The sequence below is a fragment of the Cyclobacterium sp. SOCE241 genome, assembly GCF_056867545.1.
This window is the reverse complement of record NZ_CP149779.1, coordinates 3,882,992-3,908,343: the sequence shown is the minus strand read 5'-3', so window position 1 is coordinate 3,908,343 and position 25,352 is coordinate 3,882,992. Positions and strand designations below refer to the sequence as shown.

The 25,352-nt window shown below is 37.5% G+C and carries 27 protein-coding genes and 3 pseudogenes; 22 read left to right on the top strand and 8 right to left on the bottom strand.

Features of this window, described 5'->3' with window-relative positions; all coding sequences use genetic code 11:
- Positions 1-36 precede the first annotated feature (36 nt).
- The 13 genes and pseudogenes from WG932_RS19520 to WG932_RS19460 all read left to right on the top strand — a co-directional run bounded on the left by WG932_RS19520 (position 37) and on the right by WG932_RS19460 (position 10,406).
- A complete protein-coding gene (locus tag WG932_RS19520; protein WP_483085097.1) occupies positions 37-618 on the top strand; it encodes a TetR/AcrR family transcriptional regulator in 582 nt (193 codons plus the stop codon).
- 55 nt (positions 619-673) lie between these two features.
- Entirely contained in the window at positions 674-1,240 is a 567-nt protein-coding gene (locus tag WG932_RS19515) for a carboxymuconolactone decarboxylase family protein (protein ID WP_483085096.1), read from the top strand.
- A 276-nt stretch (positions 1,241-1,516) separates the two neighbouring features.
- Positions 1,517-2,160 (top strand): annotated as a pseudogene (locus WG932_RS19510) (DsbA family oxidoreductase).
- A 146-nt stretch (positions 2,161-2,306) separates the two neighbouring features.
- Positions 2,307-3,113 carry a DUF1206 domain-containing protein gene (locus WG932_RS19505; RefSeq protein ID WP_149394821.1) on the top strand — a complete coding sequence of 269 codons (807 nt, stop codon included), beginning with the start codon at positions 2,307-2,309 and terminating at the stop codon, positions 3,111-3,113.
- Between the two features lie 213 nt (positions 3,114-3,326).
- Positions 3,327-3,953 (top strand): hypothetical protein, encoded by a 627-nt coding sequence (locus WG932_RS19500; RefSeq protein WP_483085095.1) that lies wholly within the window; start codon positions 3,327-3,329, stop codon positions 3,951-3,953.
- 80 nt (positions 3,954-4,033) lie between these two features.
- Complete coding sequence (locus tag WG932_RS19495; protein ID WP_483085094.1) at positions 4,034-5,317, top strand: alkaline phosphatase family protein; 1,284 nt, start codon at positions 4,034-4,036, stop codon at positions 5,315-5,317.
- Between the two features lie 216 nt (positions 5,318-5,533).
- On the top strand, positions 5,534-6,469 hold the full coding sequence (locus tag WG932_RS19490) for a hypothetical protein (protein WP_483085093.1): 936 nt from the start codon (positions 5,534-5,536) through the stop codon (positions 6,467-6,469).
- Positions 6,470-6,496: 27 nt separating this feature from the next.
- Positions 6,497-6,940, top strand: coding sequence for a MepB family protein (locus WG932_RS19485; RefSeq protein WP_483085092.1), 444 nt, complete (start codon positions 6,497-6,499; stop codon positions 6,938-6,940).
- Positions 6,941-7,028: 88 nt separating this feature from the next.
- The gene (locus tag WG932_RS19480) at positions 7,029-7,301 is read left to right on the top strand and encodes a hypothetical protein (protein WP_483085091.1); all 273 of its coding nucleotides are present in this window, start codon (positions 7,029-7,031) and stop codon (positions 7,299-7,301) included.
- On the top strand, positions 7,283-8,128 hold the full coding sequence (locus WG932_RS19475) for a serine hydrolase domain-containing protein (RefSeq protein WP_483085090.1): 846 nt from the start codon (positions 7,283-7,285) through the stop codon (positions 8,126-8,128). Before WG932_RS19480 ends, WG932_RS19475 begins: the two co-directional genes overlap by 19 nt.
- A gap of 166 nt (positions 8,129-8,294) precedes the next feature.
- On the top strand, positions 8,295-9,065 hold the full coding sequence (gene modA, locus WG932_RS19470) for a molybdate ABC transporter substrate-binding protein (RefSeq protein ID WP_483085089.1): 771 nt from the start codon (positions 8,295-8,297) through the stop codon (positions 9,063-9,065).
- A complete protein-coding gene (modB, locus tag WG932_RS19465; protein ID WP_483085088.1) occupies positions 9,065-9,739 on the top strand; it encodes a molybdate ABC transporter permease subunit in 675 nt (224 codons plus the stop codon). Before modA ends, modB begins: the two co-directional genes overlap by 1 nt.
- Positions 9,732-10,406: an ABC transporter ATP-binding protein gene (locus WG932_RS19460; protein WP_149394815.1), complete on the top strand. Its 675-nt coding sequence runs from the start codon at positions 9,732-9,734 to the stop codon at positions 10,404-10,406. Before modB ends, WG932_RS19460 begins: the two co-directional genes overlap by 8 nt.
- A 94-nt stretch (positions 10,407-10,500) precedes the next feature.
- Here the strand turns inward: WG932_RS19460 and WG932_RS19455 are convergent, their stop codons facing one another.
- Positions 10,501-11,733, bottom strand: coding sequence for a DEAD/DEAH box helicase (locus tag WG932_RS19455; protein ID WP_014019582.1), 1,233 nt, complete (start codon positions 11,731-11,733; stop codon positions 10,501-10,503).
- Between the two features lie 631 nt (positions 11,734-12,364).
- On the opposite strand from WG932_RS19455, the pseudogene WG932_RS19450 reads away from it, so the two are divergent.
- The 3 genes and pseudogenes from WG932_RS19450 (at position 12,365) to WG932_RS19440 (ending at position 14,559) form a co-directional block, all read left to right on the top strand.
- Positions 12,365-13,566, top strand: a pseudogene (locus WG932_RS19450) (MFS transporter).
- A gap of 158 nt (positions 13,567-13,724) precedes the next feature.
- Positions 13,725-14,201 (top strand): alpha/beta fold hydrolase, encoded by a 477-nt coding sequence (locus tag WG932_RS19445; protein ID WP_483085087.1) that lies wholly within the window; start codon positions 13,725-13,727, stop codon positions 14,199-14,201.
- Between the two features lie 28 nt (positions 14,202-14,229).
- Positions 14,230-14,559, top strand: a complete 330-nt coding sequence (locus tag WG932_RS19440; protein ID WP_483085086.1) for an alpha/beta fold hydrolase — start codon at positions 14,230-14,232, stop codon at positions 14,557-14,559.
- A 69-nt stretch (positions 14,560-14,628) separates the two neighbouring features.
- Here WG932_RS19440 and WG932_RS19435 read toward each other — a convergent pair whose 3' ends face one another.
- Positions 14,629-15,888 (bottom strand): M56 family metallopeptidase, encoded by a 1,260-nt coding sequence (locus WG932_RS19435; RefSeq protein WP_483085085.1) that lies wholly within the window; start codon positions 15,886-15,888, stop codon positions 14,629-14,631.
- Entirely contained in the window at positions 15,888-16,256 is a 369-nt protein-coding gene (locus tag WG932_RS19430) for a BlaI/MecI/CopY family transcriptional regulator (RefSeq protein WP_483085084.1), read from the bottom strand. Before WG932_RS19430 ends, WG932_RS19435 begins: the two co-directional genes overlap by 1 nt.
- Before the next feature lie 359 nt (positions 16,257-16,615).
- Here WG932_RS19430 and WG932_RS19425 point away from each other — a divergent pair, with 359 nt between their 5' ends.
- The 3 genes from WG932_RS19425 to WG932_RS19415 all read left to right on the top strand — a co-directional run bounded on the left by WG932_RS19425 (position 16,616) and on the right by WG932_RS19415 (position 18,763).
- Complete coding sequence (locus WG932_RS19425) at positions 16,616-16,912, top strand: response regulator (protein WP_483085083.1); 297 nt, start codon at positions 16,616-16,618, stop codon at positions 16,910-16,912.
- On the top strand, positions 16,903-17,055 hold the full coding sequence (locus WG932_RS19420) for a hypothetical protein (protein ID WP_483085082.1): 153 nt from the start codon (positions 16,903-16,905) through the stop codon (positions 17,053-17,055). The genes WG932_RS19425 and WG932_RS19420 overlap by 10 nt, the downstream gene beginning before the upstream one ends.
- 169 nt (positions 17,056-17,224) lie before the next feature.
- Complete coding sequence (locus WG932_RS19415; RefSeq protein ID WP_483085081.1) at positions 17,225-18,763, top strand: FG-GAP repeat domain-containing protein; 1,539 nt, start codon at positions 17,225-17,227, stop codon at positions 18,761-18,763.
- 99 nt (positions 18,764-18,862) lie between these two features.
- Here the strand turns inward: WG932_RS19415 and WG932_RS19410 are convergent, their stop codons facing one another.
- Positions 18,863-19,363 carry a hypothetical protein gene (locus tag WG932_RS19410; protein WP_483085080.1) on the bottom strand — a complete coding sequence of 167 codons (501 nt, stop codon included), beginning with the start codon at positions 19,361-19,363 and terminating at the stop codon, positions 18,863-18,865.
- Between the two features lie 32 nt (positions 19,364-19,395).
- The gene (locus tag WG932_RS19405) at positions 19,396-19,608 is read right to left on the bottom strand and encodes a hypothetical protein (RefSeq protein WP_483085079.1); all 213 of its coding nucleotides are present in this window, start codon (positions 19,606-19,608) and stop codon (positions 19,396-19,398) included.
- 306 nt (positions 19,609-19,914) lie between these two features.
- Here WG932_RS19405 and WG932_RS19400 point away from each other — a divergent pair, with 306 nt between their 5' ends.
- From WG932_RS19400 to WG932_RS19390, 3 genes are read left to right on the top strand one after another with little or no spacing between them, the layout of a single operon-like run.
- Positions 19,915-20,079, top strand: coding sequence for a hypothetical protein (locus WG932_RS19400; RefSeq protein ID WP_483085078.1), 165 nt, complete (start codon positions 19,915-19,917; stop codon positions 20,077-20,079).
- Positions 20,080-20,081: 2 nt separating this feature from the next.
- A complete protein-coding gene (locus tag WG932_RS19395; protein ID WP_483085077.1) occupies positions 20,082-20,522 on the top strand; it encodes a hypothetical protein in 441 nt (146 codons plus the stop codon).
- Positions 20,523-20,524: 2 nt separating this feature from the next.
- Positions 20,525-21,622, top strand: coding sequence for a Gfo/Idh/MocA family protein (locus WG932_RS19390; protein WP_483085076.1), 1,098 nt, complete (start codon positions 20,525-20,527; stop codon positions 21,620-21,622).
- Positions 21,623-21,684: 62 nt separating this feature from the next.
- Here the strand turns inward: WG932_RS19390 and WG932_RS19385 are convergent, their stop codons facing one another.
- The 3 genes and pseudogenes from WG932_RS19385 to metK form a co-directional block, all read right to left on the bottom strand.
- Positions 21,685-22,464 carry an EcsC family protein gene (locus WG932_RS19385; RefSeq protein ID WP_149394806.1) on the bottom strand — a complete coding sequence of 260 codons (780 nt, stop codon included), beginning with the start codon at positions 22,462-22,464 and terminating at the stop codon, positions 21,685-21,687.
- 14 nt (positions 22,465-22,478) lie between these two features.
- On the bottom strand, positions 22,479-23,048 hold the full coding sequence (locus tag WG932_RS19380; protein WP_483085075.1) for a DUF1572 family protein: 570 nt from the start codon (positions 23,046-23,048) through the stop codon (positions 22,479-22,481).
- A 631-nt stretch (positions 23,049-23,679) separates the two neighbouring features.
- A pseudogene (gene metK / locus WG932_RS19375) lies at positions 23,680-24,932 on the bottom strand (methionine adenosyltransferase).
- Positions 24,933-25,352: the final 420 nt, after the last annotated feature.

Sequence of the window (25,352 nt, the reverse complement as noted above, 5' to 3'; positions counted from 1 at the left end):
AGAAAACCTTGCTTTAATCAAAACGATCGGTTAGTTTTGTATTGTAATTCAGACAATGGCGAGAAAAAAGAATATAGGGAAGAAGAGGTTATCGACAAAGCCATGCGTTTATTTTGGCGCAATGGCTATGAAAGGACTTCTATGCAAATGCTAGAAAAAGTTATGGGCATCAATAAATTCTCTATTTATTCTAGCTTTGGTAGTAAGCGAGGTGTGTTTCTCCAAAGCCTCAACTGCTACCAATCTACCGTAGGGGCCATGTTTGAAAAATTCAAGAAAGCCAGCAATGGGGTAGAAGACATTAAACAGTTCTTTTATGATTCTGTAGCCATATGCGCTGAGGAAGGAAATGTAAAAGGCTGTTTATTAACAAATACCTACAATGAATTTTCTGAAAGTGATGATCCTGAGATTAAAACCCAGGTGATGGCTTTTATGGACAATTTGAAATTGCTTTTCTTGGAAAAACTTAGAATAGGCTCAAATAAAGAAGAGAGCCTTTTATTGAAACAAGCCAATTTTCTGGTCATTGCTAAACATGGTTTGGCGGCTGCTAGTAGAGTCAATAGTCGGGAGGAAATCGAAGACTATATTGAAATGACATTTACTAAAATTTGACCTTTTTTTACACTAAATCTAAACGATTGTTTAGAAATAATTTAAAATAAATATTATGACAACTTTGAAAATTCACAACATTGAAACTGCACCGGAAGGAAGCAAAGAACTATTGGAGCAATCAAATAAAGCAAATGGAATGATTCCAGGATTGCATGGCGTATTGGCGGGTGCTCCGGAGCTTCTTGAAGCTTACCAGACCCTTCATAAATTATTTACCTCTTCATCATTTGATAAAGAAGAATTGACAGTAGTATGGCAAACAATTAATGTGGAACATGCCTGTCATTATTGTGTGCCTGCCCATACCGGCATTGCTAAAATGATGAAGGTAGATGATGACATTACAAATGCATTGCGCAATGAGACTCCTTTAGAAAATCCTAAATTGGAAGCCTTGCGAAACATGACTTTAACCATTGTTCGTAATAGAGGACATGTAAGTTCTGAAGACTTAAAAACATTTTACGCCGCAGGATATGGTGAAAGACAAGTACTTGAGATCATTTTAGGTTTGTCTCAAAAAGTAATCAGTAACTATACCAATCATATAGCCAATACACCGGTAGATGCTCCTTTCCAAAAGTTTGCCTGGGAGAAAGAAAAAGCTGCAAGCGTTTAAAGTCTGCAATATTTTAAACTTAAGCCATCAATAAGTGGAACCTACCTTTCACTTTCGAAAGGTAGGTCATTCCATTATTTTCGATGAGTTACGGTCTTTATTAACCTGAAATGGCGATAAATTGAAAACATAATTGCAAATTTTGGGTGTAAGTTTAGACCAATTGAATGATTTGATAAATCCCATAAAATGTGGAGTTGTGTTTTTAAATAAAACAATGTTTCGGTTTTTAGGGTTACAATAGCATGTAAAAAATTAGTAAAGAAGGAGTTTGGGATGAATGAGAAATTAAAAATAGATATAGTTTCAGATGTGGTATGTCCATGGTGTACCATTGGTTACAAACGTTTAGAGAAAGCCATAGCTGAACTTGGTATTGAAGACAAAGTGGACATTTCTTGGCAACCTTTTGAACTGAATCCGAATATGCCTGCCGAAGGGCAGGATCTTCATGAGCATATTGCTGAAAAATATGGTAGCACTCTAGAAGAACAAAAGGAGTCTCAGGAAATCATGACTGAATCTGGAGAAGAATTGGGATTTAAGTTTGATTACTTTGAAGGAATGCGCATGTCAAATACCTTTGATGCCCATGTTTTATTGGAGTATGCCGGGGAGTTTGGCAAACAAACGGAATTAAAGATGCAACTGACTACTGCTTTTTCAGTGAGCGGAAAGATGTATCTGATAGAAAAGTACTAAATGAAGCACTTTTAAAGGTAGGTTTGAATGCAACAGAGGCTTTGGCCAGGTTAGAAGATACAGAAGCGCGAAAAGAAGTAAAGAGCAAGGAAGCTTATTGGCAGAATGTAGGTGTCAGATCAGTGCCAACTATAGTTTTTAATAAGCAAAGTGCCTTAACCGGCGCCCAGCCTGTGGATGTATTCAAGAAGGTGTTGACAGATATAATGGCTAGTTAACAAAAAAGACAGCCAATTAGCAGGAAATTTGCCTCCAAATCGATTAGGTGCACTAGCCCAATTGGTTTGGAGTTTTTTTATAAATGATTGGAGGTCAATTTTATTTGGCATCAAATTTGAATTTTTTATGATAAACAAACCCACCCATGGAAAAATCAGATTTGAATCCGAGTAAGCAGAAAAAGAAAAAGATTGCCCGTCTCGGAATAGGGACAAAAGGAGTTGTATATCTTTTAATCGGAGGGCTAACAGCATGGGAAGCTTTTGGTAAAGGAGGTAAAAAGACCGGAAGCAATGGTGCCTTAGCTTTTGTAATTGATCAACCCTTTGGCCAAATTTTACTTTGGCTCGTGGTGCTGGGTTTGGCAGGTTATGTTTTTTGGCGAATGTATCAAACCTTCAAAGACACTGAGGAGAAGGGGAACGATTTCAAAGGAATAATTTACAGGTTAGGTTATTTCTCTAGCGGTATATTTTACCTTTTCATCATTTATAATGCCTTACAGTTATTGTTAGGTGGCGGTGGTGACAATGGTGGCGGAAAGGAGTCCATGATTCAGCAGCTATTGGCACAAGAATATGGACGATGGATAGTTGCTTCTATTGCCTTAATATTTTTGATAAGGGCCCTGATCCAGATTTTTATTGCTTTCTCAGGAAAATTTAAAGAAAAGGTTAAAGAATCGGGTATGAATGATAAAGCCCAGCAAATAATGATTAGTTCGGGTCGAGTGGGTTATACTTCTCGGGGTATAGTTGTTGGCGTTATTGCTTACCTTACCGTAAGAGCTGCCATTACCTATGATGCTTCCAAGTCAGGGGGTACAAAAGAGGCTTTTAATTTCATTCAAAATGAATTTGGTGCGGTGGTTTTAGGAGTAATTGCTTTAGGAATGTTAGCCTTTGGGCTATTTCTAATCTTTAAAGCAAGTGAACATAAAATGGATTTTTGATTAGTTATTTTTTGAAACCATTCCTTATTATACCTTTTAAACCACATTTGTAGAAGAATTAATAAGGCAGTGACAATAGGCTTTGGCCATATATCTTCGTGGCTTTTTAAACGAGAAGTAGTTTTTTATTTCCCATAATCCTATTAGTTTAGTACTGGTCTACAGTGGCAATAGGCAAGGCATGTTTCTTTTCTATTATTAAAGTGCGATCCTATGAATATTCCCAAGCTTTATAAAAAATTTCATGTAGATAAGGAGCATACTTCCATCGGTCTTTTTGTAGCTTTAAATGCCAAATATTCCATTAATAAGGTGTTCTACCCAGGCTCACATGTTCACATTACCCCATCTTTGGTTTTTCGAGAGGTGATTTACGCAGATTCTTTTAAAAATACTTTCAAGTTCTTTGAAGACCCGGAAACCATAGCCTTTTTAGTAGCCAATAAAAGGTATGAGGAGGAAGCAATTTTCCGTTTTTACCAGCAAGACTATGAGCGAAGTTTTGAGGGGCTGGGCAATGATTTTGATTTGGTCATTTCTCAATATGCCGGCTTTGTAGGTCAAGCAGTCAAGTCTTATCTCAAAATCGGTGGTTTATTGGTCTGTAACAATTTCCATGGGGATGCAAGTCTTGCTTCATTAGACCCATCCTATCAACTGATTGCTGTTTATAAAAGATTAGCAGATGATAAATTTACCATTTCAGCAGAAAATTTGGAAGATTACATGATCCCAAAGAACGGAGTATTACCAATACGGGAGGATATAATTACCAAAAGACGAGGCATAGCCTATACCAGAAGCCCTTCGGGATATATCTTTAAAAAAGTTAAAGATTAAAAATGAATAATTGCTGCCGGGTTATATAAAACTAAAATCTCCATACATTTGTCTAAAATCACAAACAACATTTTACATCTATGAAAAAAGAAGTTGTTGGTGGCTTACTGATATTGATGATAGGCACGGTTAGTTTCTTTTCTTGTAACCGGAAAGCACATAATTCCCTGCAAACGTCCACCATTGTCAATTCAAAAGCCTCTCAGAAAAAACCATATTTGTTATTGATATCATTGGATGGATTTCGGTGGGATTATTTGGAAAAATACCAGCCTCCTAACCTAAGCCATTTTGTCAAAGAAGGTGTGCGTTCTGAAGCTTTAATTCCTGCTTATCCGACCAAAACCTTTCCAAACCATTATTCCATAGTTACCGGAATGTATCCTGACAAACATGGGATCTTGGCAAACTCGTTTTATAGTCATGAACAAGAAAAACTGTATGATTATAAAAATATAAAAACTGCCACTGATGGCAAGTTTTATAAAGGATCTCCAATTTGGCTGGAAGCCAATAAAGCCAATATGGTCACGGCCAGCTATTTCTTTGTAGGTTCTGAAGCAGACATACAAGGAATGCACCCAACCTACTATCATACCTATGATTCTAAAATAAACAAGGAGGTAAGGGTCACACAGGTCATAAACTGGCTTAAAATGCCGGAAAATGAAAGGCCACATTTAATTACCATGTATTTTGCAGACATGGACAAAGCAGGACATGATTATGGTCCGGGGAATGAACAGAAAATAAAAGAGGCTCTTTTTGAATTAGACCGCCATTTAGGGCAATTGTTTAAAGGGGTAGCCGACACAGGCCTTCCTGTAAATATAGTAATTGTTTCTGACCATGGCATGGTAGACCTTCCTGCTTCCAATATAATCCCTATTGAATCCATTTTGAATGACAGTTTGTACCATACTGTAAACAATGGAGCAATTGTAAACATCTATCCACATCAAGGAGTCAATACCGAAGCATTGGTTCTTTCTCTCAAGCAAAAAAGGGATCATTTTGAAGTGCATACTATAGAAGATATTCCCGGTTTTGTAAATAGACCAAAAAGTATTGACTGGGGAGCAATTCAATTAATTCCGGACTATACCTACTATTTTTTACAAGGAAAAAAGAAAGAATTATTGGTTAAAAATAATATTAAAGCAATTGGAGTGCATGGTTTTGACCCAAAGCACAAGGAAATGCATGGCATTTTTTATGCCAAGGGACCTGCTTTTAAGACAGCCTTCACCCTACCTCCTATGGGCATTGTTCATGTTTTTCCCTTGATGTGTGAGGTTTTAGGCTTACCAATTCCACAGAATATAGATGGAGATTTGAAGGTAGTTAAAAGTGTTTTGAAGTAATTGTTATCTACCAATAAAGCAGTCCTGCATTAAAAAGTTAATGACTAAACAGTCATTGGTAACGAAGGATTTGAGGATTTTTTTCGTCTAATTAATCAGCTCTATTTGGTTTCATTTATTTCGTGTTGATTAAATCCTTCGATGATGAAAAGTTTTCACAAATTTGTCTTAGTCATAGTCTCAATATCTTTCTTCCAAACAGGGTGTAATACCGGCATGGATGAAGATATACCCTCTATTTCAGATTACAGCGGTACAGCTTCCATATCTCAAGGCTTTGCTACTGCTACTATAAATAACCTTTTTGAATGTTCCAATGGGAGAGAGGCACCTTTAGGTATTTCTACTGCATTGGATGGAAGCACTTGGACAGTGCCGGCCCAGGTTAATTTTAATGAAAGTAATTTTCCATTCGCCTCAGACTTGTACAACCCATGTTCAGGTCTATCTTTTAATACTGATACAGAGGCAGTGTTGGCATTAAAGGATGAACATATTATCGAGGTGGACCCAAATGGAGAATTGATTACAGCATTTGTTTTTGCAGACAATTATTTTGAAATGTACATCAACGGAGTTCCTGTTGGGAAAGACATGGTTCCATTTACCCCATTTAATTCCAGTATTCTCCGATTTAGGGTCAGTTATCCTTTTACCATAGCCATGAAGTTGGTTGATTGGGAAGAAAACAGTGGTTTAGGTTCCGAGAGTAACCAAGGAGCATCCTTTTATCCGGGCGATGGTGGCATGGTAGCCGTTTTTAAAAATCAGGCGAATGAAATTGTAGCCACCACAGGCGCTGACTGGAAAGCCCAGACCTTTTATACTTCACCGATAAAGGATCTTTCCTGTACCACAGAAAACGGGACTCAACGGTTAAGTTATAATTGTAATACCGATGGAGCTAATGATGGTACTTCCTTTTATGCATTGCATTGGGACATTCCTGCCAATTGGCAGGAGGAGAACTTCGATGACAGTAGTTGGCCAAATGCAACTCCCTATACGAACACAGAAATTGGTGTAAATAACAAACCTGCTTATACCAATTTCACTTCCATTTTTGATGACCCTATTGATGATGCTGAATTTATTTGGTCCACCAATGTAATATTAGATAACGAAGTTATCGTTAGATTTACTGTAGAATAATTTGGGCAGAATTTTCAAGTAAACTGGATGAATAAAACCTTAAGGCTGATAAATCAAGATGTATATGATCAGTGCGGGATTGATATTAGTGAATTTAAATGGGAACGGGAGTTCAAGGCCTACCATGCCTGTCAATTTAAATTGAATGGAAAAGCAGTGATTTGCAGACAGGCTAAAATTACTCCGAAAAAATGCGGGCAGTTTGTGACCATTTGGAAAAGAGAAAATGCCGGACCAATAGCCCCATTCACAGTTTCAGACCCATTTGAAGTTTTAATAATTAATGTTTTTTCAGGGGACCGTTCAGGTCAATTTGTTTTCCCCAAAGAAGTATTGGCTAAATTTGGCCTGCTAAGTACCCATGAAAAAGAAGGGAAAAGGGCATTTCGTGTTTACCCGAATTGGGAGACCTCTTTAAATTCCCAAGCAACGAAAAGTCAAAAATGGCAATTAAAATACTTTTTGAAATAGGTGCAGAAATGAACCTTAAAAAGGTTAAAAAGATGTATGAATTTGTAGGCAGATAAGCCATTGCCGCTATAAAACTTGTGAAACTCAGATGAAAAAGCAATATATTTTATTACTTGGTTTGGTGTCGGTTTTAATTTTTTCTTGTGAGGAAAAGGACATGCTACCTGAGGTAGAAAATGAATTGTATTTTCCACCTAGTCATACTGACGAATGGCAATCCACAGCACCGAATACTTTGGGGTGGAGCCAAGAGGCATTAGAGAATTTGTATACTTATTTGGAAGAGAACCAAACCAGAGCATTTATTATTTTAAAAGATGGTAAAATAGTTGTCGAGAAATATTGGGGAAACAATTTTTAAACACGGGAGTCTTTGAGGCAAGTAGTATGTGGTATTGGGCATCTGCCGGGAAGACCTTGACTGCTACCCTGATTGGTGCAGCAGAAAAAGAAGGATTCCTGTCAATTGGAGATAGAACCTCGGATTACCTTGGGACCGGCTGGACCTCCTTTAGTCCGGAAAAGGAAGATTTAATTACCATTAAGCATCAGTTGACCATGAGTACCGGTTTGAATTATCAGGTCTCAGATTTGGATTGTACAGCGACATCTTGTTTGGAATATGGGAAAGATGCCGGCACTCAATGGTACTACCACAATGCTGCCTATACTTTATTGGAAAAAGTGGTAAACAAGGCTTCGGGTATTGACTACAATACTTTTACTGATCAGAAAATAGAAGCGATCACCGGGATGGATGGAAGATGGGTGCCCTTAGGGTATAACAATGTTTATTGGAGTACAGCTAGGGACATGGCACGATTTGGCTTGCTAACATTGAATAAAGGCATTTGGGAAGCTAATCAAGCAGTTTATACTGAGGGTTATTATGAACAAATGGTCAATAGCTCCCAAGAACTAAATCCTTCATATGGGTATTTATGGTGGTTAAATGGCAAGAGTAAGATTATTTTTCCGGGTTTGCCAACATCTTTTAATAGGGATTTATCTGTTTATGCTCCGGATGATTTAATTGCCGGAATGGGTAAAAATGGTCAGTTCGTAGAGATTGTGCCTGAGCAAAACCTTGTTGTGGTTAGAATGGGAGAGGCTCCTAATGATGCTTTGGTGCCCATATCATTTCATGATGAGATGTGGGAAAAGCTTCACCTCGTGATTTCCTTCTAGGTTGCCTTTGTGTTTAAATTCTTACCTTTGATCATTCCATTTAATGGAATGCGGAAATATTAGGAAAAGATAGGCTTGGATTGGAAAATAAGGGCAATCAATCTATCTTTAAATGAATAAAAACTAAGCCCAACCCTACCTTTAACGGAGTTGCTAAATCAGTACAATGAAAAGTATCTACCCTTACTTTGCAATAACCACACTGCTATTTTTTATAGGATTTCATTCTCTAAATGCGCAAGAACCTATCCGTGTAGCAGCTGCATCAGACTTAAAATTTGCTTTGGACGATATTATTGAAGCCTATACTCAAGGCACTGGAAAAAGGGTGGTGCCGATATATGGCTCATCCGGCAAACTATATGAACAGCTCTCTAACAAGGCTCCCTTTCATTTGTATATGTCTGCAGATGTGGAATATCCCAAAATGTTAATTGAAAAGGAAATGTCAGGCTCTGAACTTCATATTTATGGAGAAGGAAGATTGGTGCTGTGGAGCAGAAAGTTTGATTGTGATGCAGCCACATTGGAAGGACTTAGTCAATTGGACCTAAAAAAAATAGCAATTGCTAATCCCAACCATGCTCCTTATGGGATGCGGGCGAAGGAGAGTTTGGAGTATTATAAATTATATGATACCATCCGTTCAAAAATTGTATTGGGCGAAAATATATCTCAAACAGCTCAATTTTTGTCTACAGGTGCAGCAGATGTTGGAATAATTGCACTTTCTCTAGCCCTTTCTCCTACCATGAAAAAATATGGTAAGGGCTATTATCTTTTGCCTGCAAAAAGCCATAATCCATTACTTCAAGGAGCCATTATTACGGATTTTGGCAAAGGAAATACTGATGCTACTTTGTTTTTCGATTTTCTAAAAACTCCTGTTGCAGAAAAAATTTTCAAAACTTATGGCTTTATTCAAGAAATAGAATAATGGATTTTGAACCTTTTATATTGACCTTAAAGTTAGCCACTTTAACTACCGGCCTGTTATTTCTGTTGGGGATTCCTTTGGCATATTGGTTGGCTTACAGTAAATACAAGATTAAATATGTTGTTGAAGCCTTGGTAAGTATGCCATTGGTTTTGCCACCTACGGTTTTAGGCTTTTATCTCTTATTGGCTTTTAGCCCAGAGAATAAATTGGGGCAATTTCTAGAAAATTATTTCGATCTGCGTTTGGTTTTTACCTTTCACGGTTTGGTTTTGGCTTCGGTTATTTACAGTCTTCCATTTATGGTTCAACCGCTTCGGTCTGGATTTTCAGGTATTCCCAATGCTTGGCTTGATGCAGCCAAAACGATGGGTAAAAGTTCATGGCAAACCTTGTTTCATATACTTTTGCCCAATATGAAGAATGCTTTAATCACAGCAGGGGTCCTCACATTTGCCCATACGATTGGTGAGTTTGGGGTGGTGTTGATGGTGGGAGGAAATATCCCTGAAGAAACAAGGGTCATTTCTGTGGCCATTTACAATGAAGTGGAGGGAATGAACTATGAAATGGCCAATCAATACAGTGTACTATTAATTGCCTTTTCATTTTCGGTGCTTTTGATGACTTATTTAATCAATCACCGAAAAAACAGAATGCTCTCTTATGATTGAGCTATCCTTAAAGAAATCCCTGATCGGAGCGGAAGGTAAAATTGGCCTAGATCTTTCTTGCCACATTCAAAAGGGTGAGTTAGTAGGTTTATATGGACCATCAGGAGTAGGTAAATCCAGTGTTTTGCGTATGATTGCGGGTTTGATGCGACCAGACGAGGGGCTGTTGACCGTAGAACAAGAAACATGGGTCAACACCAGAGAAAAGATATTTTTGAAAGCGGAAAAGCGAAATATTGGGATGATTTTTCAAGAGTATTCCATATTCCCTAACATGACAGTATTTGAAAATCTTGTCTTTGCATTGGGAAAAGGGCAGGACAAAGGTTTTGTTATGGACTTATTGAAAAGTATAGGAATGGAACAATTTGCTGATCAAAGTACAGTGAAATTGTCAGGAGGGCAGAAACAGAGGATTGCTTTAGCTAGGGCCATGGTGAGGAAACCAAAGGTCTTGCTTTTAGATGAACCGTTATCTGCACTTGACATGAAAATGCGGAAAAATTTGCAGGAATACATTGTCAAATTTCACCAAGAATACGGATTGACCACACTTCTGGTAAGTCATGATGCTTCAGAGATTTCCCGCATGGCCCAAAGGGTATTGGTATTAGAAAATGGGGGCTTTAGTTATGATGGTCGTCCCGAAGCCTTTTTTAAAGAATAGCTGTTGTCTATTTGTAACCCTTTCGGTCTTGTTAAAAAATTAGAACCCAATCCACTTTCCGATCCGGACCGTAGATTGGATTTTGTTTTAGGGCCTACCTTGATCTTTTTCTGTTGGCAAAGAAGGCTTGCTTTTTACGTTGTTTTTCCTTGTTAAATTCTTTCTTTTCCAAGGCTGTCATTGGTTTATCCGTCTGTGGAAAGGGGTTTTTGTCCACCACAGAGATTTTTTGACTGATCAACTTTTCAATTAATTTGACATATGCATTTTCCTCAGGTTCACAGAGTGAGATAGCTGTACCTGATTCCCCGGCCCGTCCTGACCTACCTATCCTGTGTACGTAGGTTTCGGGGTCCTCGGGAACATCATAGTTGATTACATATTGTAATTTGTCAATGTCTATCCCTCGAGCGGCTATGTCTGTGGCCACCAAAACACGAATTGCACCTTCTTTAAACTGTGTCAAGACTTTTTGTCGGTGATTTTGAGCTTTATTGCCATGGATTGCTGCGGCCTGAATGTTTTTGCTTTTCAGGTTACGGGTAATCTTGTCGGCACCATGTTTAGTTCTGGAGAAAAGTAAAACTTGGTCGATCTCCTTGTTTTCCAATATATGGAACAACAAGTCTTTTTTAGAACTTTTATTGGTGTAATAAACCTTTTGTTTGACCGTTTCAGCGGCAGAAGAAACCGGGTTAACTTCGATTTTTACCGGATCAGTGAGGATTTTTCCTGCCAGAGAAACAATATTATCCGGCATGGTGGCTGAGAAAAATAGAGATTGACGCTTACTTGGCAATAACTTCAATAGCTTTTTGATGTCATTAATGAATCCCATGTCTAGCATTCGATCCGCTTCATCAAGAACAAAAATTTTGATTTGATCCAATTTAATAAAGCCTTGATTGATGAGGTCTAACAGTCTTCCTGGAGTTGCCACCAAAATATCTACACCCCTTCGAAGTTCATTTACTTGTGCGCCTTGCTTTACACCGCCAAATATTACAGCATGTTTTAACTTGGTGTATTTCCCATAGTAGGCAAGGTTTTCATCTATTTGAATAGCCAGCTCTCTAGTTGGAGTTACTATCAAGGATTTGATTGCCAATTTCCCTTTGTGGTTATTTTTTTCAGTATGGAGTAGTTGTATAATAGGAAGGGAGAAGGCTGCAGTTTTTCCTGTACCTGTTTGGGCACTGCCTAGAATGTCTCTTTTCGCCAGTATTTTAGGAATAGCCTGTGCCTGTATGGCGGTTGGTTCTTTGTAATTTCTTTCCTGAAGTGCTTTCAGGATTGGAGTTATAAGATCTAATTGTTCGAATGTCATGCTTCTTTATTTATGCGGCATAGTATGCCTGTGCTTTGCACTACACTTTATATCTATTTGAGTGCAAAATAATTTTTGGCCCATATGGCCTATATCAACCTATACAAGTAGGATTGGGTTATCAATCGCTAAAATTAAAATTGAGGGAGTTATAACCCGAAATAGCTTATGAAGGTTATCTATATGACTTGTTCATTTTAAATTCAATTAGCTTTCCTCAATGGGCTTTCGCTAAAATGATTCAACGTGGAAATTCAATAGACAATCTAAAAAAACAAGAAAACCAGGCTATCAATTCACCTGAATTACTTGAATTCAAAACAAGAGGGTTTAACCCAATTGTAAATAGGAGTTGATAAAGTCTGTAAAGGTAGGCAGATTTATTGAATTGGGAGTACCTTACATCAATTTTTAATCAATCGCAAATTTTGGTGTCAAAATTATAGGGTAAAAAAAATGGCTTAAGGGGATTTCTTGAACCTAATCATAAAATGAATAAAGTCTGAAATTTTGTTGGAATACGGGCGGTTTATCAGCTAATCATTAATCTTCTCAAGCTTTGATTTGTTAGGTGAAAATAGAAGAACTTTTAGTAGGAGAGAAAGGTTTAAAAGAAATAAATTTATAAATAATGCAAAAGGAGAGACTTCTACTTTGGACTTTAGCGGCCATCAATTTTACACATATAGTGGACTTTATGATCTTGATGCCTTTGGGTCCACAGTTGATGCGAATTTTTACTATTTCTCCACAAGAATTTGGTTTACTGGTATCTTCATACACCTTTAGTGCTGGAATAAGTAGTTTTTTTGGTGCATTTATACTAGACAAGTATGATCGAAGAAGTATTCTGATCTGGGTCTTTTTAGGCTTTTTGCTGGGGACTTTGGCTTGTGCTTTGTCCCCAAATTATCCTTTTTATTATTCTCAAGAATTCTTTCAGGACTATTTGGAGGGCTTACTTCAGCATTAATTTTCGCAATTATAGGAGATGCCATACCTGATCAAAGAAGAGGTAGGGCTATGGGACTGGTAATGGCGGCTTTCTCCGTTGCATCCGTCGTAGGTGTTCCTTTTGGCCTTTTTATCGCCAGCATGTCCAATTGGCACGCTCCATTTTTCTTTTTGGCGATTCTTGCCATGGTAATCCTTGTACTTATTTATAAGTTTGTTCCCGCTGTTTCTGTTCCCACAAGTAAGGGAAATAGCAAGCCAAGTCCGATGGAAGTGATTCGGAGAGTAACCAATAATGGTAACCAGATGCGGGCCATTTCCTTAACGGTGATGATGATGTTAGGGCAGTTTATGGTAATTCCTTTTTTGAGTCCATTTATGGTTGCCAATGTTGGTTTTTCGGAAATCCAATTGACTTATATTTACATGGCTGGTGGCTTTTTTACAGTTTTTACTTCTCCATGGGTAGGTAGGCTAACGGACAAATATGGTAAAGTTCCAATATTTACCCTATTCATGAGTTTAAATGTTATACCAATTGCTATAATTACACATCTAGGCACCACACCTATTCTAATAGCTTTGATGGTTTCGACTTTGTTTTTTGTAACTTCAAACGGAAGGATGGTTCCTGCTGCAGCACTGATCACAGGTACCGCCAAGGCTGAAAACCGAGGAAGCTTTCTAAGTTTCAATTCAGCTGTTCAACAATTAAGTTCCGGCCTGGCTTCTTTTTTGGGAGGGCTTATTTTGGTAGAAGGCACCGATGGAAAACTACTAAATTTTGAGTACATAGGGTTTATTGCTATAGTAATTAGCTTATTATGTATTCCGCTTATCAGAAGGATTAAAGTTGTGGATGTGTTTTCGGTTAATTAAAAAAATGTTAGTTAATAGTTTGAATTAATAAAAAATTCCTTATTTATTTTTAGTTTTGTTAAGAAATTAGAAATTATATTCTACTTTTGTCAAGAGGGTAACAGCATTTCTTTTTATACAACCCGAATAACAGATCACCTATAATTCTAAATTTTACAATGAAAAGTGGATTTTTCTACAGGTTTTTAGGACTCTTCCTAAATGCCCTGAATAGTATTGCACCTTCGCAAGGAGGAAAGATGGGATTCAAATACTTTTGTTCTCCTGTTCGTACCAAGATAAGTAAAAAGCAATTTGACTTTCTTCGAACAGCCACTGAGTCAGATATTGTATTTAAAGGGAATAAGATACGTCAATATAAATGGGGAAATGGGCCAAAGAAAATTTTGTTTATACATGGTTGGCAAAGCTTTTCTTATAGATGGAAAGAGTATATTGATATGCTGTTAGAGAACGATGAATATACCATATTGGCTTTTGATGCACCTGCACATGGCCAGAGTCAAGGTAAACGGTTTACCGTTCCGGAAAATGCGGCTTTAATTGATCAATTATTGCGAGATATAGGTGAGTTGGATGCGGTGGTATCCCATTCTATTGGGAGCTTTTCTTTTTTATGCCTTTGCAAAGTTTAAGCTTCCACCAGTAAAGAAACTGATTGTTTTGTCAACTCCTGGAAGTGCCATTGAGTTTATAGGTTATTATAGGCAGGTTTTAAAACTTAAGCCACATTCAGTAAATAATATTACCACCGAATTTGAAGCTTTTATACAAGAAGATTTAAACACCGTTAACTTGCCTAATTTGGTTAAAGACTTAACCATTCCAGGGCTTATTATTCATGACCAAAAAGATGGATTGACAGATTTTAGTAACGCTCGGCTGCTTCACCAGCATTGGCCACAGTCGGAGTTAATGACGACAACCGGTCTAGGACATCGATTACGTTCGCCTGAAGTTATTAATGCAGTAGTAGATTTTGTTAAAGAATAGCATTGGAAGCATTTAAACCCAAAATCCCGGCCGCGGGTAATTTTTACTCGTGACCGGGAAGTTTAACAATTAATCTAATAATTGTTTATTAAGTTTAAACCTTATTGGTATTTGCATTTTGACATTCACATCCCTTCCACCTTGTTTACCGGCAGTCCATTTAGGAGAATTTTTTATTACCCTAAGTGCTTCTGCATCCAGATCCGGATCCACACCTCTAATAACGGATGGATTTATTAATTCCCCTTCTTTGTTTATTATGAATTGCAAGTAAACCGTTCCTTCTATGTTTTGATCTTTGGAAGATTGTGGATATTTAAGGTTTTGGCTTAAATATTCATTCCAGCCTTGCATACCATCAAAAGGGACAGGCATGTCTTCAGCAGTTTCAAAAATCTCATTTGAAATTGATCGTTCAGTTTTTGTTTCTGCTTGTGGCTTTTCTACATCCACGATTTCATCCTTTTGATCGCATGAAATTAAGCCAAAAAGACCGATAAATATAGGTAAGGCTAAAGCATAAAGCCATTTGGCGATTCTTTTTGATTTGGGCTTTGTCATCATGGTTATTCTTTTTTTGATTTGAAATTTATTAAAATTATGCGCCAGCTGATTCATCATTTTGGGTTTTCCTAAATGAATTAGCAATAAGGCATACTCTTTAAGTGGATAGATATCTTTCATTCTTTCGTCCACTTGATACTCAGGGACCACTTCTAAGTCTTTCTCGTATAAATGGCAAATGGGATAAAACCAAAATATAATTTTCACCAATTGTAACAGTAATTTGTCTAGGCTGTGATTGTAATTTGCATGCATTGCTTCATGGGAAATTATGCAATCGACTTTGTCGTTTAACTTAAATGAACCTTCAGGCAAAAAGATCAAGTGAAAAAAGGAAGAAGGCTCAAAAGAGGCATGCTCTAACAAGGTGTACTCTCCTTTATAGGAAATTTTGGCTTTTTTTATAGAGCTGATTAAGGAGAAAATTCTAATTAAAAATTTGATTATTGAAAAAAGCATACCAATTAAATAGGCTCCCGCTAAGAAACTGGTTATGGGTATTGGTGTTAGGGAGTTTAAAGGCTGATTTGTACCATCATATTCAAATGTGGGCAATATAGACTGGTAAGTTTCACGATTAAAATTGAAGATGTACAAGCCTTCTAAATTCAAAGCAGGGAAAAGCAGTGCCAAAATAAGTGCAGATAATAGAAAAGTCCTATTCCAAGCAAAAAAGGTAGTTTTTTCAAATAAAGCTTTGTATAAAAGCCAAGGTATGGTCAAACAAATAATCCCTTCCCATAAATAATTGATGAGGCTGCTCATTATTTTTTATTTTTAAAATTCTCAACAATTTTTTCCAGTTCTTGAATGTCCTTTTCAGTCAGCTTTTCTTCTTTCACCATAAAAGACAAAACCTTTTTTGCAGAGCCATCAAAATAGTTCTTTACTAATTGATTAAAACTCCTGTGTTGATAGGCTTTCTTGCTTATAACAGGAAAATACTCATGTGTATTTCCATAAGTTTTGTGGTCCAAATAGCCTTTGTTTTCTAATTGCCGGATGATTGAGGCTAATGTTGTATAAGGAGGTCTGGGCTCGGGAAATTCATTCAATACAGCCCTTACCAGGGCTTTATCTAGTTTCCATATGATGCGCATCACCTGCTCTTCGTTGTTTGTCAAAGCTTCCATAAGGTGAATATAATAAATAAAAATTAGTTTAACTACGGAAAAATAATATTTCTACGAAATTAGCGTAGATTAAATATGGTAAATCTTCATTTGTATTTAAGCCAATCTCAAATAGAATTAATTGTAGAGATATTAGTTTAAATATAAAAAATCAATTTTTCTTAATTTAAAAATGAAATGATTGAACTTTTTATTAATACTATTTATTTTTACTTTGGTAAATAATTAATTTAAAATAATAATAAGCGGAAAAATGAATTTTAATTCTATTAATCTGCTGTTTAAAGTAAATATTTTGAAAATAAATAATATTTTTCTACTATTATGCCTTCAATAAGCAGAAAGCTTACTTTTTATCAATGAACAACAGCAAAACCAACAACCCTAGTTTCAAGCTTGAGGGCAAGCGATTTTTAATCGTGGACGATGACCCTATCATTCGAATGGTAATGAAGTCAATGTTTAAAAATTGGGATCATATTTCCATAGAAATGGTTATGGACGGTGAGCAAGCACTAGAAAAATTAAAGCATTCATTTTATGATTTAGTGATCATGGACCTTCAGATGCCGGTATTGAATGGTTATCAAACGGCCAAAGCAATCAGGGAGGAGAATGCGGAGAATTACGTAAAAATATTCCTATTTTGGCAGTAACTGCAGATCTTTCCGATATGGCAAGGACGAAATCCTCTCAAATGGATTACGTATTGATCAAGCCTTTTGATCTTGAAAAACTAGAGACAGCCATTCTCCACTGTTTAATGCCGGGTGAGCAACTGAACAAGCAAGCCAATTAACCCATCCCATTGGTAATGCTTTGGTTGTGTTTGCAAATGGATTTAATATTGAATTTATTGCCTTGAATTAACAGTCCTTGGTTATCTTTGATGATTCATCGTCTACTAGATCCAAACCCTTGAATTTATGAGGATAGCCCTGTATTTTTTTGCCTTAAATTTGATCTTTTTGGCACAAGCATGTAATCCGAGTGATCAGAAAACCAATAAGGAGGATAGTACCCAACCAAAGCCAGAATTAAAAAAAGAAACTTTACAAGATCCTCTGGAAAAGCCAGCAGAAATGCTTGCGAAAACTTATTGTACCGGATGTCACTTATATCCTGAGCCGGATCAATTGGATAAAACTACTTGGCAAACAATTCTTCCACGGATGGGCCATTTTTTTGGTATCTATGAATCAGACAGTAGCAGAGAAGACCTCCTAGAAGGAGGAAGGGCCGGGGAAATTGTTGAAAGGAGCAATGTGTTTCCAAAATCTCCTACCATTGATCCTTTAATCTTTGATAAAATCAAATCCTATTATTTGGATACAGCTCCTGAAAAACTACCTGAACCTCAAGGGAAAGAAATTAAGACCGGTTTAAAAGATTTCAAGCTTCATAGCCCGGCTTATAAAACAAAGAATCCCATGCACTTAATGGTGAAAATAATAGGCCCTGATCGCTGGTACATTAGTGATGCCGGTAGGTCTTCCTTTTCCCTCATGAACAATGAGTTTAAAGTACAGAAAACAGCTTCTAGTCCGGAAGGAACAGTTTGGGTGCATGAGGGAAAAGCTTATTCATATGCTTTGGTAATAGGTACCTTTAACCCTACAGACATGGACTTAGGTTTTGTCATGCGCTTACCAAATGCATCCGGAGAGGTGACAAAAATTGTTGCCAAAGATTTACAAAGACCCGTTCACATGGACATGGGAGATCTTGACGGGGATGGATTGGAAGATATGGTCATTGCTGAATACGGAAAAAATACAGGAAGCCTGGGTTGGTGGAAGCAAGGTCCTTCCGGTAATTTCCAAAAAATCATGGTAAGGAATAAACCGGGAGCTACCAAAGCCTATATTCGGGATCTTAACAACAATGGATTAAAAGACATCATCGCACTATTTGGTCAGGGAGACGAGGGGATTTATATTTTCCATAACCAAGGGAATGGCAAATTTGCTGAAGAACCGGTATTAAGGTTTCCACCAACTTATGGTTCCAGTTTTTTTGATTTATATGATTTTAACGGAGATGGGTTTGAGGACATTATCTATACCGCAGGTGATAACGCAGATTATGATCCCATAGCCAAACCCTATCATGGGATTAGGGTTTATATCAATGATGGAACAAACCATTTTAAAGAATCCTTTTTCTATCCCCTTAATGGTGCATACAAAGCCATACCTTCAGATTTTGACAATGATGGGGATATTGATATCGCGGCAATAAGTTTTTTTCCGGATTACGAAAATAGTCCGGAAGAGAGTTTTGTTTACCTTGAAAATAAAGGAGACATGAATTTTGATGCCTCTACCTTTTCAGGTAGTGCGGATGGTAGATGGATGGCAATGGATGCCGGAGATATGGATGGTGATGGAGACTTAGACCTACTTCTTGGTTCAATGATATTTGGAACAGATTATACACGATTTTTTGAAAAGTGGTCAGATGGGACCTTGCCTTTTGCTTGGCTTGAAAATACAAGTGGAAATTGATACCGTGAGTAGTAAGCTTTAATGTTCAACTATTAAAGATGGTTTAAAGTTATCAAAGGAATCAACCCTATCACAAAACCTTAACTATTATTTCAAGCCTTAATTGCCTTTCTTTTTATAGGCCTCTTCATAAGGAGACCAAATTTCATAAATAGGGTCACCCTTTGAACTCAAGCCACTGTGGTGCCATTTGCCATCAATTACTTCGTAATCGAACTCCAACTGCGCCCCTACTCGACTATCATCTTTAGAGAAAAAGGTGATTTTTTCAATGTATTTCCCATCCTTTGCTTCATATTCTCCTCCTCCGGTGCCACTAAATGCTTTTGTCTCAGAGTTAAAAGCAATCCACTGAAATCTACCTCCACTCAAAATCTTAACCGTTCTTCTTGCCCCCGGAGTCATTTCAGATATTTTATCTCCACGCTTTCTTCCGGTAATTACCCAATTCCTTGTGAGGTCGTCTTCCTCCTGAGAAAGTCTTTCCCATATCTCTATAAGGTCTTCGCCTTTAATTTTGGTGGAAATAACCAGTCGATCATTGGCAAAATCTAATGTATATTTATTAGTAGTTCCTATTTGTTCAGGGTCTAGTGTCAAAAAATCAAGGTGCTCCTCATAGACATTTCCTTCTAAATTATATTCACCTCCTCCGGCATAAAGAAATTTATTCCTTTTACCTCTTTTGCTCCAAAAGCAAAATAGCCATCTTGGTATATTTTAATATACTCTTGGTCGGTAATGGCAACACCATTTTGATGGGTTAAAATCCAAGAACCCTCCAGTTCCTGTGAAAAAACCGTAGTACAAATGGCAAAACAAATAATTAAAAGAATTGATTTCATAACTCAGGCTCCATTGTTAAACTTAAATTTAATTATTTATTGATACATTATCACAAGACAAGGCTGAAAATCCTACTTATTCGAAAGGTTTTTGATTAAAAACTTAGGAGATTTAATGTTTTATGGTTGGAAAGCCTTGAATCTATAAGAAAAGAAAATTCATGGTAAAATAGTAGGCTTAAAAATTCGTGTGTTTTGGTTTCCATAACTTATTCCCTTAAATGAACAGGGGCGGGAAAATTTCTTGATTATTTTAGAATTATGGCGGGCTTTTTGGTATATATTCCTGATATTTAATTTATAGCGATGCTAAAATACACTTTAACAGCGGTACTTACCTTATTATTGTTGGGATGCTATGGCTTGACTTACGGGCAGAGTTACGGAACCAGTGCAGGCTTAAGGTTAGGAAACAATGATCAAGGAAGGATGCGGGTTTTACCCTTCAGCAGCGGCTCAAGAAAGGAGTGACCTTGGAGGGAATTGTCCAGTCAGATTTTAGTTACAATACCACCATTCATGCTTTACTGGAAAGGCACCGCCCTCTGCTGTCCAAGCGGCTAAACTATTATTACGGGGCTGGAGCCTCCGTAGGAAGAGAAGAAAGCCGGGAAAAAGTAAGCGAAAACATGCAAATTATACGAACCTATGGCAATAATACCTTGGGTGTGGATTTTATTGCTGGTGTAGAGCTAACTTTGTTAGGGGTAAATTTCTCTGTAGATTATAAACCAAATGTCAATATAGTTGGAAGGCAGCCATGGTATAGTGGGCAAGTAGGGATTTCTGTGAGATCTGTCTTGGTGAAGGGGAATAAACAAAATAAGAAAAGGAGACAGAAGGCCAGGATGAAAAGAAAACGCAATTCGGATGGTTTTTTCCACAATTTGATTGACTCATTTAAAAATAAATAGCCATGAAAACATCTATCCTTACATTTTTTGCCGCACTAATGGTGGTACCTTTTCAACTTCTATTTGCTCAGTCAGCTGTGAAAATTGCTGTGGTGGGCCTTACCCATTCCCATGTACACTGGATCCTTGGTAGGGAAGATGTTGGGGATGTAGAGATCGTAGGAATTGTGGAACCTAACGACGATTTGGCCCATCGCCTTATGGCGCAATATGGCATAGACAAGCAGTTGCTTTATCCGGATATGGAGTCTCTATTTGCTGCGGTTAAGCCTGAAGCTGTCACCGCATTTGGTTCTATATATGAGCATTTAGCGGTAGTACAGGCGTGTGCACCCCGAGGAATACACGTCATGGTAGAGAAGCCATTGGCAGTAAGTATGGAACATGCCAATGAGATGGCGGAATTGGCTAAAAAGCATCAGATTCATTTATTGACCAATTATGAAACTACCTGGTATGCAAGTAATCATGAACTGAAAAAGCGACTGAAAGCAGAGGAGATAGGTGCAGTTAGAAGGGTGATTGTCAATGATGGCCATGAGGGGCCTATGGAAATTGGGGTCAATCAAGAATTCTTAGATTGGCTTACGGATCCGGTATTAAATGGTGGAGGAGCAGTCATTGATTTTGGTTGCTATGGAGCCAATTTGATGACTTGGCTAATGGATGGGGTGAAGCCCATATCGGTTACAGCTGAGTTAAAACAGATCAAGCCTAATATTTATCCTAAGGTGGATGATGAAGCAACCATTTTATTGGAATATCCCAACGCACAAGGAGTAATTCAGGCTTCTTGGAACTGGCCCTTTAGCAGGAAGGACATGGAGGTATATGGAAAGACTGGATATATGGTGGCAAAAAACAGTACTAGATTGTTGAGTAGAACTGAAGGACAGAATCAAGAAAAAGTAGAGACCTTGGCCAAAAGAACCAATCCTTTTAATGACCCTTTTGCTTATTTAGCAGCTGTGGTGCGAGGGGAAATCCAAGTATCTGCTAAAGATTTATCCTCGATGGAAAACAATTTAGTGGTGGTGGAAATATTAGATGCGGCCAAAGAAAGTGCAAAAAAAGGGAAACGCATATATCTTAAACAATAAAACAAAGCCCGAAATAGCTAATAATATTCTCATCGAACCAAATACATAAAATCGATTACAAATTATTTGGATATAGGAAGATTACCGGAGACTGTTTTCAATTCTTGAAGGTGCCTTAAGCGGTAAGCTAGGATGGCATTTTTCCCCAGCATTTGACTCAGCTTAAAATTCGCGATTGCACCTATGCCTGCACCAATTACCGGTATCATTTGAGCCAGCTTTGCAAGATCCATAAAGTCTCTATACTCCAACTGAAATTGTCTCCAATCAAAGTCATCTAAATTGTCCGGTAAGGTTGGTGAGAAACTGGACCAATTTTCAAGGATACTTATGGTTTCGTTTCGTGTTTTCTGAGTAGAAAAGCTAAGCTTAAAGATATATAGTACAAACAATCTCTCTCTGAGATCCTTGGTGTCATGACCAAAAGCTGCTGCTATATTGAATAGCATTTTCATTTTAATTGCTAAAAAGGCAGGAAGATCGGCAAACCCCATCAATATACCTCCGGCTCCTGTAATTGCTCCTTCTACAGAGGCAGTTCTTGTATAAGTTTTAATGCTTTTTCTGGCCTTATATTCCTTCATTCTTAGCGGACCCTGCTGTAATGGTTTAGGTGCAATAAACTGATTGCCAATTAATACTCCTTTTACCATTTTTTCAATGGCGTATGTGACTGCTTGATGAATTTTATCAGGTATAATTTTATTGATAGATCTTTGGGTCCCACTGGTCATCCGGTTTAAAATGGAAGGGCTTTGATGTTGTTTTTCCAACCAGGCTTGAAGCTCTTTTTCAGCAATGGCTTCATATTGTTGGTCTATGTACTCCTTATTGATTGACATGTTTACATCTTGGTTTATTGTAAGTAATCATTGGTAAACTTCCCATCGTTTTTTGGTTGATCAAACTTTTCCTTATTGAATGAACGAGAAGCTCCTTTGGGAATGCTGAGGCTTTTCCATGTACCTTGATGAAGCATTTTGGCAAGGTAGATTAGTTGGCCGATATGGGTGGCATAATGGGTAAGTTGCCTATTGATGGCTTCTATTAAATGATGGGATTGATTTCTGATGTATACTTTCTTCTCAAAATCATTTTCATCACATTTTTCCATGGCTTGAAAAAGGCTGTCCCAGCCAAGTTTCCAAGCTTCCATTATTTCTTCTCGAGAGTGCAAGTCATTTTCAAATTCGGCGTCTCGGTTGCGCCAAGATTTCTCACCATCTGAACTCAAAAAATCAGTCCATCTGGATACCATATTGCCGGACAAATGTTTCACAATGGTTGCGGCACTATTACTGTCTTCGTTGAATTGCCAATGAAGCTTGTCGTCCGGTATTTGTAGAAGTGCCTTCTCCCCTAAGTTTTTGTAATAAGTAAAGAGGTGGAGACTACTCTCTAGAAATATTTGGGAATTGTTTTTCATAGCTTTGGTATTAAATTAAACAGGCCAGTCCACCGGGTTCAAGGATTTATTCTTCGTTAACTTAGTGGTTTTGAAGGTATAAAGCTTGCCCGAGGAATAGTATTATCGATAGCACTAAGCTTTTTTGAGCTATTGCTTGAAAAGAATTAACCATTTTAACCGCATTTAATATCTACGCAATTAATGCATTTAAGTTAATTACACTATAATTAATGCCTTGCCGGAATGATTTAATAGCAATTGTGTTGTGCATTGTCTATTAAACTTAGGAGGTCAATAAATCAACGTAAGGCTCTATCTACCCTTGGTTGTATTAAAGCAATTATCCCGCCAACCCATTCAAATTGAAATCGGCAATAGGTTTTCTATTGTTATGATATTTATGCTGAATCGGTCCCTCTGTTACTTTTCGGTCCCTTCGTTACTTTTTAACACTTCTTAGGTATGCCTTGACAGCGCATTCAAAAAGCATGACTTTCTTGAGATGAAAAGATTAAACCAATCACAAAAAAATCCTCTTAGATGCACGGTAATAATTTTGAAGATATACACCAATAAGGGAGGATTTATGCATAAAGGGGCAAAAAAGCAGCTGTGAGGCTGCCTTTTTAAATCCTATTGAAACAATGGTTTACAGACCAAATTCTTTTTTAATTTGGTCAATATAATCTAGTTTTTCCCAAGTAAATAGTTCCACATCTAAAGTTATAGAAGCTTTATCAGGAGCTATAAACGTCTTGGTTATCACTTCATTTTCTCTTCCCATATGTCCGTAAGCTGCTGTTTCTTCATAGATAGGGTTTCTCAATTTCAGCCTGTTCTCGATGGCATAAGGCCTCATATCGAATAATTTCTCTATTTTTTTGGCAATTTCCCCATCGGTTAAATCTACATTGGCTGTTCCATAGGTGTTGACATAGAGTCCCATAGGCTTGGCTACGCCAATGGCATAAGAAACTTGTACCAATACTTCATCGGAAATGCCTGCGGCCACCAAATTTTTGCAATATGTCGAGTGGCATAGGCTGCAGATCTGTCAACTTTTGAAGGATCTTTGCCGGAAAAAGCACCTCCTCCATGGGCTCCTTTTCCTCCGTAAGTATCTACAATGATTTTTCTTCCTGTTAGTCCAGTATCTCCATGAGGGCCTCCAATTACAAATTTACCTGTAGGATTGATATGGTAAAGGATGTCATCATTAAAGAGATTTTGGATGTTTTCCGGAAGTTGAGCTTTTACCCTCGGGATCAATATTTCTACAATGTCTTTTTTGATTTTCTCGAGCATGGCCTGCTCCTCATCAAATTCGTCATGTTGTGTGGATACTACAATGGCAACAATTTTTTCCGGGGTATTGTCATCGCTGTATTGGATGGTCACTTGAGCTTTAGAATCGGGACGCAGATAAGTGATTTGGTCATTTTCTCTTCTCAATGCTGCCAGTTCCTTCAATAACCTATGAGATAAATCAAGTCCCAGGGGGATAAAATTGCTGGTTTCCTTGGTCGCATAGCCAAACATCATCCCTTGGTCTCCTGCACCTTGTTCCTCAGGTTCACTCCTGTCTACACCTTGGTTAATATCAGGAGATTGCTCATGAATGGCGGAAAGAACACCACAGGAGCTGCCATCAAACATGTACTCACTTTTAGTGTATCCCACCCTGTTGATGACATCTCTGGCAATTTTTTGCACATCTAGATAAGTAGATGAATTGACCTCTCCTGCAAGAATTACCTGACCTGTGGTAACAAGGGTTTCACAGGCTACTTTAGCATTTGGATCGAAAGCCAGAAAATTATCAATAATTGCATCTGATATTTGATCAGATATTTTATCTGGATGACCTTCGGAGACAGATTCCGAAGTGAATAGATAGGACATACAATGCGTTTTTTGATTAAAGTTTAAATTTACATTTAAAGGTTATAAATTAAAAACTATATTTTCAAAAGCCGCCATTTATTAGGTATAGTATCTATTGAAAACCCTGGGTGCGAAAAAGGAAAGCCCTAATGATAAGTACATTAAACCCGCCAAGAATTGAACCCATATAAAAACATGCCCCATGCTATAATCACCTATAGAAGGGTAATAATAGGTCAAAATAAAGAATATGTATCTTTCACCGTAGGAAAATAAAATCAGGGAGGCCATCCAAAAATAAGGCAATGACAACAGATTGATGTCTCTAAACTTGCTTTGCTTCAATATGTCTTTAAAAAATATCACACTGTAGGCAAGCACCAATGCATGCCCCAGTAAGTAGCTATATGATTGTATGGCTCCGTTTAAGGGTTGGAG

Coding starts and splice junctions, on each gene's coding strand:
- WG932_RS19485 (WP_483085092.1), top strand. CDS start 6,497: ATGAATAAAACCTTAAGGCTGATAAATCAAGATGTATATGATCAGTGC.
- WG932_RS19495 (WP_483085094.1), top strand. CDS start 4,034: ATGAAAAAAGAAGTTGTTGGTGGCTTACTGATATTGATGATAGGCACG.
- modA (WP_483085089.1), top strand. CDS start 8,295: ATGAAAAGTATCTACCCTTACTTTGCAATAACCACACTGCTATTTTTT.
- WG932_RS19425 (WP_483085083.1), top strand. CDS start 16,616: ATGAACAACAGCAAAACCAACAACCCTAGTTTCAAGCTTGAGGGCAAG.
- WG932_RS19445 (WP_483085087.1), top strand. CDS start 13,725: ATGAAAAGTGGATTTTTCTACAGGTTTTTAGGACTCTTCCTAAATGCC.
- WG932_RS19385 (WP_149394806.1), bottom strand. CDS start 22,464: ATGTCAATCAATAAGGAGTACATAGACCAACAATATGAAGCCATTGCT.
- WG932_RS19390 (WP_483085076.1), top strand. CDS start 20,525: ATGAAAACATCTATCCTTACATTTTTTGCCGCACTAATGGTGGTACCT.
- WG932_RS19460 (WP_149394815.1), top strand. CDS start 9,732: ATGATTGAGCTATCCTTAAAGAAATCCCTGATCGGAGCGGAAGGTAAA.
- WG932_RS19400 (WP_483085078.1), top strand. CDS start 19,915: ATGCTAAAATACACTTTAACAGCGGTACTTACCTTATTATTGTTGGGA.
- WG932_RS19505 (WP_149394821.1), top strand. CDS start 2,307: ATGGAAAAATCAGATTTGAATCCGAGTAAGCAGAAAAAGAAAAAGATT.
- WG932_RS19500 (WP_483085095.1), top strand. CDS start 3,327: ATGAATATTCCCAAGCTTTATAAAAAATTTCATGTAGATAAGGAGCAT.
- WG932_RS19455 (WP_014019582.1), bottom strand. CDS start 11,733: ATGACATTCGAACAATTAGATCTTATAACTCCAATCCTGAAAGCACTT.
- WG932_RS19490 (WP_483085093.1), top strand. CDS start 5,534: ATGGATGAAGATATACCCTCTATTTCAGATTACAGCGGTACAGCTTCC.
- WG932_RS19405 (WP_483085079.1), bottom strand. CDS start 19,608: ATGAAATCAATTCTTTTAATTATTTGTTTTGCCATTTGTACTACGGTT.
- WG932_RS19430 (WP_483085084.1), bottom strand. CDS start 16,256: ATGGAAGCTTTGACAAACAACGAAGAGCAGGTGATGCGCATCATATGG.
- WG932_RS19435 (WP_483085085.1), bottom strand. CDS start 15,888: ATGAGCAGCCTCATCAATTATTTATGGGAAGGGATTATTTGTTTGACC.
- WG932_RS19515 (WP_483085096.1), top strand. CDS start 674: ATGACAACTTTGAAAATTCACAACATTGAAACTGCACCGGAAGGAAGC.
- WG932_RS19480 (WP_483085091.1), top strand. CDS start 7,029: ATGAAAAAGCAATATATTTTATTACTTGGTTTGGTGTCGGTTTTAATT.
- modB (WP_483085088.1), top strand. CDS start 9,065: ATGGATTTTGAACCTTTTATATTGACCTTAAAGTTAGCCACTTTAACT.
- WG932_RS19380 (WP_483085075.1), bottom strand. CDS start 23,048: ATGAAAAACAATTCCCAAATATTTCTAGAGAGTAGTCTCCACCTCTTT.